Source organism: Vibrio sp. 10N.247.311.14, assembly GCF_041467715.1.
Classification (GTDB): domain Bacteria; phylum Pseudomonadota; class Gammaproteobacteria; order Enterobacterales; family Vibrionaceae; genus Vibrio; species Vibrio crassostreae_C.
Genome location: NZ_JBFSVE010000046.1, coordinates 34,663 through 45,039 on the forward strand (window position 1 = coordinate 34,663; position 10,377 = coordinate 45,039).

The window sequence follows — 10,377 nt, forward strand, 5'->3', positions numbered from 1 at the left end:
GAGCGCCAATTTTCGAGTCACCACTCAAGCTACGCAGAAGTACGCGCGGCTGAGTTTGAGGTTCCTAACCTTGAAGATGTTCAGAAACTACTGAGTCGATTAGAGGCGACCAATGTTGTTGATGAACTGAACCTTGATGAGTTGATGGATCAGAACACCCAGAAAATCGCCCAGCAAGCAGACATGCAAATGTTTGATGTCGCGGTTGAGTCTGTTCAAGTGTTCGAAGAGCCAGAGATTCAGGATTGGAATCTTCCAGAACCCGATTTATCAATTGTTGTAGAGCCACCTGTTGAATCGCAGCAAATTGAAGAGTTACAAGCTGAATCGTTGGAGACGGAACAAGTAGAAGTTAAGGCTGTTGAGCCTGAACTTGACGTTCCTGATCCCGAGACAGTTATTGAACCCGAAACTCAAGCAGGAGGTGCTGACCAGTTTACCTCTTGGGAAAGTACGGTTCGCAAAGAAGACTTTCAAGTCTTGTATTTTGATGTAAACGGCGTGACCTTTGCGGTGCCACTTGATGAGCTTGGCGGCATCCATCGCCTTGAAGAGTTAAGTCATATCATTGGTAAGCCAGTTTGGTATTTGGGTTTACAAACCAACCGTGATAGTCAGCTAGATGTGGTCGACACCGCAAAATGGGTGATGTCTGAGAAACTATCAGGTGACGAATACAAAGAAAACTATCAATATATAGTGATGCTTGGAGAGAGCTTGTGGGGCCTGGCGGGCACAGAGCTCAAAGGCACCGAGCTACTTAATACAGACAAAGTACGTTGGCGAGAAATGGCAGGGAAACGCCCATGGCTCGCTGGTATGGTAAAAGAAAAAATGTGTGCTTTGATTCATGTTGAAGCATTAATCGCCATGCTAAACGCAGGGCTAGATGTAAAAGCATTGGGCTAACAATAAGCATCAAGTTAATAATAGTGGTCGGTAACGACGGCAAGAGGATTATCTATGTCTCATATGAGTGAAGTTGAAGTAAGAAAAGAGCAAACGAATGATGAAGTACTTCAATGGGTGACTTTCCAGCTAGAAGAAGAAACTTACGGCATCAACGTAATGCAAGTACGTGAAGTACTACGTTACAGCGAAATTGCTCCAGTACCGGGTGCTCCAGATTACGTTCTAGGTATTATTAACCTACGTGGTAACGTTGTTACTGTTATCGACACTCGTTCTCGCTTTGGTTTGATGCAAGGTGAAATCACAGACAACACTCGTATCATCGTTATTGAATCTGAGCGTCAAGTAATTGGCATTCTAGTAGATAGCGTTGCTGAAGTGGTTTACCTGCGTTCTTCTGAAATCGACACAACGCCAAGTGTTGGTACTGATGAAAGTGCTAAGTTCATCCAAGGTGTAAGTAACCGAGATGGCAAGCTACTTATCTTAGTAGATCTAAACAAACTACTAAGCGAAGACGAATGGGATGAGATGGCTCACCTGTAATGTTTGAAGCGCTTCCTTTAAGCCCTGTCGCTCTGATATCAGGCGTTGGGGTTTTTACGTTATTTATCCTGATTTTGATTAGCAAAGTAAAACGTGCGATTCAAAAGCAGCTCGATCAGTCACGCCTGCAAGTTCGTAACTTGGACAAAGAGCTTCAAAAATCGAGTAAGCAATTACTTGAGGTTCGCTCTGTTGTGGTTGGCCTTGGCCAGAAAGTGACTGAACAACAAGATCTTATCAAACATTTGAATGAACGTATTGTTGAGCTGGAACATGCGGATACCGATGGACGTTTGTACACACGTGCAACGAAAATGGTTCAGCTTGGCGCTGGGATTAACGAGTTAATTGAAGAATGTGAATTACCCAAAGCAGAAGCTGAGCTGATGATGTCTCTGCAGAACAAGCTTGCTGGTAAAGAGAAAATTCCTTCATTACGAAGCGACCCTTCATCGTACGATCAGCAACCCGATGCCTCTCGCGATCGCAGAGACCCGCCTCGACGTCGTTAAATTGAGCGCTTAATTCGTATTGAGCAATTGATGTTTATTACGTATTCCTCTTAAAAGAAGCTTCGGCTTCTTTTTTTATGCCTGTCCGATCTATATAGAACGATGTTTATAAGTGCTTGTATCTACGACAATATCTTGTTTGTTGATGAAAATGTGTAAATTGTGATGAGGTGGTAACAGTTTCTTACCGACTTTGTTCTATCGAAAACGCCTAGTCCTGTTTTGTCACCATGTTGGTGTGCTACTATAGCGCTCTCATTACTCGACTAAATTTACCTATGCTAGAAGTCTCAAATTTAACTGCTATTCGTGACGACAGGATTCTGTTTGAATCGTTGTCTTTTCAATTGAAACCAGGTGAGCTGGTTCAAGTTGAAGGTCGTAACGGTACCGGGAAAACGACACTCCTTAGGATTATTACTGGCTTAGGCGATCGCGATGACGGCACTATCTCTTGGGACGGTGAGTCTATTGAATCGAGTCGAGATGTTTATCATCAAAATTTACTTTTTCTTGGTCACCAAACAGGCGTAAAGCGCGAGCTTAGTGCTTATGAGAATCTGAGCTTTTATCAGTCGATTCACAGTGGCGGTACCAGCAAAGAAGAGCTTTATCACGCGCTGGCTCAAGTCGGGCTTGCGGGCAGAGAAGACGTACCTGCGGGGCAACTTTCAGCAGGCCAACAACGCCGAGTTGCGTTGGCTCGCCTTTGGTTGAGCAAGCAAATGTTGTGGATTCTTGATGAGCCGCTGACTGCCATTGATAAGCAGGGCGTGAAAGTTCTCGAATCTCTTTTTTCTCAGCATGCAGACAACGGTGGCATTGTGTTGTTAACCACACACCAAGATATGTTTGCTGATAGCCCGAAACTAAGAAAAATAAAGTTGGGTGAGTAATATGATCTCTTCAATGACCACGATTATCCGACGCGAACTGCTTATCGCGTTTCGACGTCAAGCGGATATCTTTAACCCTTTGTGGTTCTTCATCATTGTTATCACGCTTTTCCCTTTGAGTATTGGCCCAGAGCCAAACCTACTTGCGCGTATTGCTGCGGGTATTGTTTGGGTGGCCGCTTTGCTCTCTGCATTGCTCTCTTTAGAGCGTCTTTTCCGTGATGATTTTCAAGATGGCGCCCTTGAACAGATGATGCTGATGCCAATCCCGTTGCAGTTGGTAGTATTGTCCAAAGTCATAGCACACTGGTTGTTGACCGGGTTACCATTGATTTTAATCAGCCCATTATTGGCTGTTTTGTTGTCTTTAGATTTTGATACATGGCTCTCAGTTGTGTTGACCTTGCTGGTAGGAACACCCGCATTGAGTTTTATTGGTGCGATTGGTGTTGCGTTAACCGTTGGGTTACAGAAGGGCGGAGTCCTGTTAAGCCTGTTAATCTTGCCGCTTTACATCCCCATTTTAATCTTCGCGACGTCAGCAATTGACGCTGCGGCTTTGGGCGTTGCATACAACGGTCAATTGGCGGTGCTTGGGGCAATGTTAATGGGTGCGATGACTATGACGCCTTTTGCGATCAGTGCCGCACTTAGAGTAAGTGTGAACTGATTGGGGTTCCGTTATCGTATAGCCAATGTGAACCAAATGTGTCGATTGGACTCATAGAGTCAATAAAACTGAAAGCAAGACAAATAAAATTATTATAATTATAGCTTTAATAGCTGTAAGCAATATGAAGTAAGAGTGAGATTACAACATGTGGAAATGGCTCCATCCCTATGCCAAAGCAGAAACCTCTTATCAGCTTGCTGGTAAACTTTTGCCATGGTTTTCGATCCTAGCGCTATTGTGTCTATCCGTCGGTACCGTGTGGGGGCTTGCATTTGCGCCTTCTGATTACCAACAAGGCGATAGCTTCCGTATCATCTACATCCATGTTCCGTCTGCAATCTGGTCGATGGGCGTTTACATGTCGATGGCGATTGCTGCCTTTATCGGTTTGGTATGGCAGGTAAGGCTATCAGACATGGCCGCACTGGCGATGGCACCGATTGGCGCTGTGTTTACCTTCATTGCGTTACTAACTGGCGCAGTTTGGGGTAAACCAATGTGGGGTGCTTGGTGGGTTTGGGATGCGCGTTTAACCTCAGAGCTGATTCTTCTATTCCTATACTTGGGTGTGATTGCACTACACCACGCTTTTGACGACCAAAAAACAGCAGCGAAAGCGGCAGGCATTTTGGCTATCGTTGGTGTCATCAACCTACCTATCATTCACTTTTCAGTAGAGTGGTGGAATACACTTCATCAAGGCGCGACCATTACTAAGTTCGCAAAACCTTCGATCTCAAGTGACATGCTATGGCCGCTTCTTCTTAACATCTTCGGCTTCGCTTTCTTCTTTGGCGCTTTAACCATGATTCGTTTCCGTAACGAAATCATCAGTAAAGAAAGTCACCGTCCATGGGTTCGCAAGCTTGCGGCTGAAAAAGCGTAGTAGGGTAGGTAATTATGTATTTTGAATCTTTGAGTGATTTCTTAGCCATGGGAGGTTATGCCTCGTATGTCTGGAGTGCATTTGGAATCACATTCCTCGCGATGATCATTTTACTGGTCGTAAGCGTTCGTCGTGGTAAGCAATTACTAAATGAAGTACAAGCTAAGATTGATCGTCAAGCTCGTATCGATGCAGCAAAAAATATGGAGAACACTCTATGAACCCAAGACGTAAAAAGAGGCTGGGCATTGTCTTAGCGATCTTTTTTGGTATCAGTGCGACTGTTGGATTGATGGTTTACGCACTTAACCAGAACATGGATCTGTTCTACACACCAACTGAGCTGGTCAACGGCAAAGATGGTAAGAAACCTGAAGTTGGTCAACGCCTACGTATTGGTGGCATGGTCGTAGTCGGCTCTGTAAGCCGTGACAATGAATCACTACGTGTAAGCTTTGATTTGCAAGATGTAGGCCCTAAAGTAACAATTCTATACGATGGCATCCTTCCTGATCTTTTCCGTGAAGGCCAAGGTATTGTTGCTCAGGGTGTTCTTAAAAATGCAACGACAATCGAAGCGTTTGAGGTGTTGGCAAAGCACGATGAAGAGTACATGCCTTCTGAAGTTGCGGAAGCAATGAAGAAAACCCATGAGCCTTTGCAATACACGACTGAACAAAAAGAAGGAAATGCTCAATGATAGCCGAGATCGGCCATTTTGCGATGATCCTGTCCTTGGGACTTGCATTGCTGCTAAGCGTGCTCCCACTGTATGGAGCCGCTCGAAATAACACATTATTGATGAACAGCGCACGACCGTTGTCGTGGGGTATGTTCGGATTCTTAGCGATTTCGTTCTTTATCCTGTGTTACGCGTTCTACACCAATGATTTTACGATTCAATACGTAGCAAGTAACTCGAATAGCCAACTGCCTTGGTACTACCGAATTACGGCGGTTTGGGGCGCTCACGAAGGTTCATTACTGCTTTGGGTTCTTATCCAAGCGGGTTGGACGGTTGCTGTAGCGACGTTTAGTCGTGGTATGCCTCAAGAGTCTGTGGCTCGCGTACTGGCTATCATGGGTTTGATTACTGTCGGCTTCTTGCTGTTCATTATCGTAACGTCTAACCCGTTCCTACGTACATTGCCTTTCTTCCCTGTAGATGGCCGTGACTTGAACCCACTACTGCAAGACCCGGGTTTGATTATTCACCCGCCAATGCTTTACATGGGTTATGTAGGTTTCTCTGTTGCGTTCTCTTTTGCAATCGCTTCTCTAATGAGTGGTCGTCTTGATACGGCATGGGCTCGTTGGTCGCGTCCTTGGACAATCGCAGCTTGGTTATTCCTAACGGTAGGTATCGCACTAGGTTCATGGTGGGCTTACTACGAACTTGGCTGGGGTGGCTGGTGGTTCTGGGATCCAGTAGAAAACGCTTCATTCATGCCTTGGTTGGCTGGTACTGCTCTAATGCACTCACTAGCGGTAACTGAGAAGCGTGGCACATTTAAAGCTTGGACAGTACTGCTGGCTATCTCTGCATTCTCGCTAAGCTTACTAGGGACATTCTTAGTTCGTTCGGGCATCTTGGTATCGGTTCACGCATTCGCGTCGGATCCTGCTCGTGGTATGTTTATTCTAGGTTTCCTAGTCTTTGTTATCGGTGGTTCACTGCTGTTGTTTGCTATTAAAGGCGCATCGGTTCGTGTTCGCGGTAACTTCGATCTGGTTTCTCGTGAAAACGCACTGCTTGGTAACAACATCTTATTGATTGCAGCGCTTGTCGTTGTATTAGTCGGTACGCTACTGCCATTAGTTCACAAACAGTTAGGCTTGGGCTCGGTATCTATCGGTGCACCATTCTTTGACATGTTGTTCTTTTGGTTAATGATCCCGTTCTCGTTCCTGCTTGGTATCGGTCCTCTGATCCGCTGGAAACGTGACAACCTATCTAAGCTTGTTAAACCAATTCTGATTTCAGGTGCATTCTCACTTGGCTTGAGTGCGCTAATGGTTGCTCTATTGGCCGACCGCTTCAGTGGTACTGCGTTTGCTGGTTGGGTAATGGCGTTCTGGATTATCTTCATGCACGGCTTTGAGTTGCATGAACGTGCGACTCACCGTCACACATTCCTGAAAGGTCTAACTAAGCTACCTCGAAGCCACTGGGCAATGATGTGTGGTCACATTGGTTTAGCCGTGACAGTGATTGGTATCGCGATGGTGCAAAACTACAGCATCGAACGTGATGTGCGTCTGGCGCCAGGTGAAAGCTACCAGCTTGAAGAATACAGCTTCCTGTTTACAAGGGTTCGTGACAAAGATGGTCCTAACTACGATGGTTACATTGCTGACTTTGAAATTACTAAAGAAGGCAAATACATCAACACGCTCCACGCTGAAAAACGTTTCTACACCACAGCTAAGTCTATGATGACAGAAGCAGCGATTGACCGTGGCGTAACGCGCGACCTTTACATTGCAATGGGTGAACGTTTAGACGACAACAAATCTTGGGCTGTACGTATCTACTACAAACCATTTGTACGTTGGATCTGGGCTGGTTCTTTGATCATGTCGATTGGTGGCGCTATTGCTATCAGTGACCGTCGTTACCGTTTCCGTAAGCCAACAAAAAAGTCGGCTGAAGAGCAGGAGGCTTAATTCGAATGAACAAGAAGATTTTATTCATTCCATTGATTGCGTTCATGGTTCTAGCTGGAATCTTTGCAACGCAATTAATGCGCAACCAGTCGGGTGATGACCCGACTAAGCTTGAATCAGTATTGATTGGTAAGCCTGTTCCTGAGTTCGGTCTAGAAGACTTAGAACAACCAGGTAAGTTTCATGATCAAGCGATCTTTAAAGGTGAGCCACTGCTTCTTAACGTGTGGGCGACTTGGTGTCCTACTTGTTATGCAGAGCACTCTTACCTGAACAAGCTTGCGGATCAAGGTGTTAAGATCATTGGTCTTAACTACAAAGATGATCGCAACAAAGCGGTTGGTTGGTTAAAAGAACTGGGTAACCCTTACTTAATCAGCCTGTTTGATGGCAATGGCATGCTAGGTCTTGACCTTGGTGTGTATGGCGCGCCTGAAACCTTCCTAATCGATGCTAACGGCGTAGTTCGCTACCGCCATGTTGGTGACGTGAACCCAACCAACTGGGCATCGACGCTTGAGCCGATGTATCAAGAGTTGTTGGAGGAATCGAAATGATTAGAAAGGCACTGATTACTCTATTCGCTACGTTCGCAATCTCAGCGACTGTTTCTGCTGCGCCTATCGAGTTTCATGAATTCGAAACCGTGGATCAAGAACAGCAGTTCAAAGAGCTGAGCAATACGCTGCGTTGTCCTAAATGTCAGAACAACACGATTGGTGATTCGAACGCTGAACTAGCGGTCGACTTACGCCAAAAAGTGTACGAGATGACAAAAGATGGCAAGTCGAAGCAAGATATCATTGATTACATGATTGCTCGCTACGGTAACTTTGTGACTTACAATCCACCACTGACACTAGCTACATCGATCCTTTGGATTGGTCCGTTTGCGGTTGTTGTGTTTGGATTTGGTTTGATTATTTTACGAAGCAGAAAGTCAAAATCAAAAGCAGCAGTAGAGTCAGATAAAGACTGGGATGCAGACAAAGAAGCTCGCTTAAAAGCGTTACTCGATGAAGAGAACGACGGAGATAAGAAGTAATGACTCTATTTTGGATTTCTACCATTATCCTTTCGCTAGCGGCAATTTTCTTAATTGTTCTGCCTTTTATTAATAAGAAGGCAAACAATGACGAGATGCTTCGCGACGAGTTGAACAAAGCATTCTATAAAGACCGTCTTGTCGAGTTAGAAGTAGAAGCAGAGGAAGGTCTTGTTGATAACCAACAAGAACTGATCGCTGATTTGAAACAGTCTCTGCTTGATGATGTTCCTGCCCAAGAAGAGATGAAGAAGACTCAAATCTCTACGCTTGGTGTGGTTGTACCGTCGATCATTCTTGTCGTCGTTGTGACTTATGGTATGTACTTTAAGTTCGGTGCATTGGACAAAGTTCAACACTGGCAAGAAGTGAGCTCTAACCTTCCTGAGTTGTCTAAAAAGCTAATGTCATCGGAAGGTGGTGCACTAACGGATGATGAGCTGGAAGATTTGACTCTAGCGCTTCGTACTCGTCTGCATTACCAGCCAAAAGATTCAACAGGTTGGTTGCTACTCGGTCGTATTGCACTGGCTAACCGTGATGCTGAAACAGCAAAAGATTCTATGGAACGAGCTTACAAGCTTGAACCTAAGAATGAAGATGTTCAGTTAGGTTTCGCACAAGCACTGATGCTTTCACCTGATGAAGCGGATCAAAACCAAGCTCGTTTGATTTTGAGCCGTTTGATTCAAAACGATTACGTAGACCTTCGTGTGTTCTCACTGCTAGCGTTCGATGCATTTGAGCGTCAAGACTATCCAGGTGCTGTGAAGTACTGGAGCATCATGCAACAGATGATTGGTCCACAAGACAGTCGCTATGAAATGCTTTCGCGCAGCATTGAAAGTGCTCAGAAGAAAATGGGTGACACTATGGGTGTCGACCAAGGTAAGACTGTTGCTGTAACGCTCGATCTATCTGCAGACGTGAATGCTGACCCTAACTCAGTGTTAATTGTGTCAGTACACAGAGCGGATGGTTCTCCAATGCCTATCGCAGCCGCTCGTTACCCACTAGGGACTTTCCCTCGTACTGTTGTGCTAGATGACGGCAACAGCATGCTGGAAGGACAAGAGCTGTCTAGCCTTGAAACTCTGATGGTTAGAGCTAGGCTTGATACAGACGGCAACGTTTCAACTCGCGAAGGTGATTGGTACGGTGAAAGTGAAGTGGTTGAATTGGGCGCTCCAGTCACCATTGATATCAATAAGCAATATTAATCATCACTTTGCATAGGTGTTATCTATTCCGATTTGCAGATAAACGGTATAGACTTAGCCAAACAATTGAGGCCAGCGATTGCTGGCCTTTTTTATTATTTGAATTCCTTATGGAAAAGGTGATATGTCTGTCAGTGTTTTAAGACTCTCGAGTTTACTTTTTATCGCAAGCTTAACGGTTGGGTGTTCAAGCGCGCCGGACGAAAGTGTTGACGATGATAACCTCGAAACCTCTGAATACGTCGAAGAGTCCCACTCCAATGATCCTTTTGAAGGTTTCAACCGAGCGATGTGGGATATCAACTACGAATATCTAGATCCTTACTTAGTTCGCCCTGTTTCCCTCGCTTATGTTGACTACACCCCTGTGCCAGTGCGTTCTGGTATCTCCAATTTCCTAGCCAACTTAGACGAACCATCAAGCATGGTGAATAACCTTATTATGGGCAATGGTGAAAAAGCACTCGACCATTTCAATCGTTTTTGGATTAACTCAACGATTGGTTTGTTAGGCTTAATCGATATTGCTAGCGAAGCTGGGATCACCAAGTACGATGATAAGTCGTTCTCTGATGCGATTGGTCATTACGGGGTAGGAAATGGTCCGTACTTCATGGTGCCGGGTTATGGTCCACTAACAACTCGAGAAGTGACTGAAACCGTCGATGGTATGTATGTGCCTCTGTCGTTCTTGAATTTCTGGGCTAGCTTAGGCAAGTGGGCATTTGAAGGCATGGAAACACGTGCTCAGTTAGTATCACAAGAAGCGCTGTTGGATAGCTCTCCTGATCCATATGCATTAACGCGTGATGTTTACATTCAACGTCGTGATTTCAAAGCCGAGATTGAACCTGAAGAGGTCGACCTTGAAGAAGAAGATTTCATCGATGGTTATCTAGAAGATTACTAGGGCGTGTTGATCTTTGCTGTGCATTTCGCGTTCAACAATACATCGGTAGCCACATTAACATGCTGGCATAATTCCTTTCTAGCTTGTCATATCTACTTGAAATAGCTCGA

The 10,377-nt window shown here is 45.1% G+C and carries 13 protein-coding genes and 1 pseudogene; 13 read left to right on the plus strand and 1 reads right to left on the minus strand.

Annotated elements, in window-relative coordinates; translation table 11 throughout:
* From AB6F11_RS16215 to AB6F11_RS16275, 13 genes are all read left to right on the plus strand, one after another.
* Nucleotides 1-909, plus strand: a 909-nt coding sequence (locus AB6F11_RS16215; RefSeq protein WP_372179594.1) for a chemotaxis protein CheW, incomplete at its 5' end; no start/stop codon positions are given.
* Between the two features lie 54 nt (nucleotides 910-963).
* Nucleotides 964-1,458 (plus strand): chemotaxis protein CheW, encoded by a 495-nt coding sequence (locus AB6F11_RS16220; RefSeq protein WP_017064109.1) that lies wholly within the window; start codon nucleotides 964-966, stop codon nucleotides 1,456-1,458.
* Nucleotides 1,458-1,970: a DUF2802 domain-containing protein gene (locus AB6F11_RS16225; RefSeq protein ID WP_017060660.1), complete on the plus strand. Its 513-nt coding sequence runs from the start codon at nucleotides 1,458-1,460 to the stop codon at nucleotides 1,968-1,970. The genes AB6F11_RS16220 and AB6F11_RS16225 overlap by 1 nt, the downstream gene beginning before the upstream one ends.
* A gap of 278 nt (nucleotides 1,971-2,248) precedes the next feature.
* Nucleotides 2,249-2,866: a cytochrome c biogenesis heme-transporting ATPase CcmA gene (gene ccmA, locus AB6F11_RS16230; RefSeq protein ID WP_017060659.1), complete on the plus strand. Its 618-nt coding sequence runs from the start codon at nucleotides 2,249-2,251 to the stop codon at nucleotides 2,864-2,866.
* A gap of 1 nt (nucleotide 2,867) precedes the next feature.
* The gene (gene ccmB / locus AB6F11_RS16235; protein WP_017060658.1) at nucleotides 2,868-3,536 is read left to right on the plus strand and encodes a heme exporter protein CcmB; all 669 of its coding nucleotides are present in this window, start codon (nucleotides 2,868-2,870) and stop codon (nucleotides 3,534-3,536) included.
* Nucleotides 3,537-3,684: 148 nt separating this feature from the next.
* Nucleotides 3,685-4,425, plus strand: coding sequence for a heme ABC transporter permease (locus AB6F11_RS16240; protein WP_017068974.1), 741 nt, complete (start codon nucleotides 3,685-3,687; stop codon nucleotides 4,423-4,425).
* A gap of 14 nt (nucleotides 4,426-4,439) precedes the next feature.
* Nucleotides 4,440-4,646 (plus strand): heme exporter protein CcmD, encoded by a 207-nt coding sequence (gene ccmD, locus AB6F11_RS16245; protein ID WP_017060656.1) that lies wholly within the window; start codon nucleotides 4,440-4,442, stop codon nucleotides 4,644-4,646.
* Nucleotides 4,643-5,125, plus strand: a complete 483-nt coding sequence (gene ccmE / locus AB6F11_RS16250; protein ID WP_017064106.1) for a cytochrome c maturation protein CcmE — start codon at nucleotides 4,643-4,645, stop codon at nucleotides 5,123-5,125. Before ccmD ends, ccmE begins: the two co-directional genes overlap by 4 nt.
* Nucleotides 5,122-7,092 carry a heme lyase CcmF/NrfE family subunit gene (locus AB6F11_RS16255; protein WP_102393291.1) on the plus strand — a complete coding sequence of 657 codons (1,971 nt, stop codon included), beginning with the start codon at nucleotides 5,122-5,124 and terminating at the stop codon, nucleotides 7,090-7,092. The genes ccmE and AB6F11_RS16255 overlap by 4 nt, the downstream gene beginning before the upstream one ends.
* Before the next feature lie 5 nt (nucleotides 7,093-7,097).
* Entirely contained in the window at nucleotides 7,098-7,649 is a 552-nt protein-coding gene (locus tag AB6F11_RS16260; RefSeq protein ID WP_017060653.1) for a DsbE family thiol:disulfide interchange protein, read from the plus strand.
* Entirely contained in the window at nucleotides 7,646-8,137 is a 492-nt protein-coding gene (locus tag AB6F11_RS16265) for a cytochrome c-type biogenesis protein (protein ID WP_048607850.1), read from the plus strand. The genes AB6F11_RS16260 and AB6F11_RS16265 overlap by 4 nt, the downstream gene beginning before the upstream one ends.
* Entirely contained in the window at nucleotides 8,137-9,357 is a 1,221-nt protein-coding gene (ccmI, locus tag AB6F11_RS16270; RefSeq protein WP_050621064.1) for a c-type cytochrome biogenesis protein CcmI, read from the plus strand. Before AB6F11_RS16265 ends, ccmI begins: the two co-directional genes overlap by 1 nt.
* A gap of 124 nt (nucleotides 9,358-9,481) precedes the next feature.
* Nucleotides 9,482-10,267 carry a VacJ family lipoprotein gene (locus tag AB6F11_RS16275; protein ID WP_017071951.1) on the plus strand — a complete coding sequence of 262 codons (786 nt, stop codon included), beginning with the start codon at nucleotides 9,482-9,484 and terminating at the stop codon, nucleotides 10,265-10,267.
* A gap of 31 nt (nucleotides 10,268-10,298) precedes the next feature.
* Here the strand turns inward: AB6F11_RS16275 and AB6F11_RS16280 are convergent.
* A pseudogene (locus tag AB6F11_RS16280) lies at nucleotides 10,299-10,377 on the minus strand (IS5/IS1182 family transposase); the annotation flags it as partial.

Coding starts and splice junctions, on each gene's coding strand:
- AB6F11_RS16220 (WP_017064109.1), top strand. CDS start 964: ATGTCTCATATGAGTGAAGTTGAAGTAAGAAAAGAGCAAACGAATGAT.
- AB6F11_RS16225 (WP_017060660.1), top strand. CDS start 1,458: ATGTTTGAAGCGCTTCCTTTAAGCCCTGTCGCTCTGATATCAGGCGTT.
- ccmA (WP_017060659.1), top strand. CDS start 2,249: ATGCTAGAAGTCTCAAATTTAACTGCTATTCGTGACGACAGGATTCTG.
- ccmB (WP_017060658.1), top strand. CDS start 2,868: ATGATCTCTTCAATGACCACGATTATCCGACGCGAACTGCTTATCGCG.
- AB6F11_RS16240 (WP_017068974.1), top strand. CDS start 3,685: ATGTGGAAATGGCTCCATCCCTATGCCAAAGCAGAAACCTCTTATCAG.
- ccmD (WP_017060656.1), top strand. CDS start 4,440: ATGTATTTTGAATCTTTGAGTGATTTCTTAGCCATGGGAGGTTATGCC.
- ccmE (WP_017064106.1), top strand. CDS start 4,643: ATGAACCCAAGACGTAAAAAGAGGCTGGGCATTGTCTTAGCGATCTTT.
- AB6F11_RS16255 (WP_102393291.1), top strand. CDS start 5,122: ATGATAGCCGAGATCGGCCATTTTGCGATGATCCTGTCCTTGGGACTT.
- AB6F11_RS16260 (WP_017060653.1), top strand. CDS start 7,098: ATGAACAAGAAGATTTTATTCATTCCATTGATTGCGTTCATGGTTCTA.
- AB6F11_RS16265 (WP_048607850.1), top strand. CDS start 7,646: ATGATTAGAAAGGCACTGATTACTCTATTCGCTACGTTCGCAATCTCA.
- ccmI (WP_050621064.1), top strand. CDS start 8,137: ATGACTCTATTTTGGATTTCTACCATTATCCTTTCGCTAGCGGCAATT.
- AB6F11_RS16275 (WP_017071951.1), top strand. CDS start 9,482: ATGTCTGTCAGTGTTTTAAGACTCTCGAGTTTACTTTTTATCGCAAGC.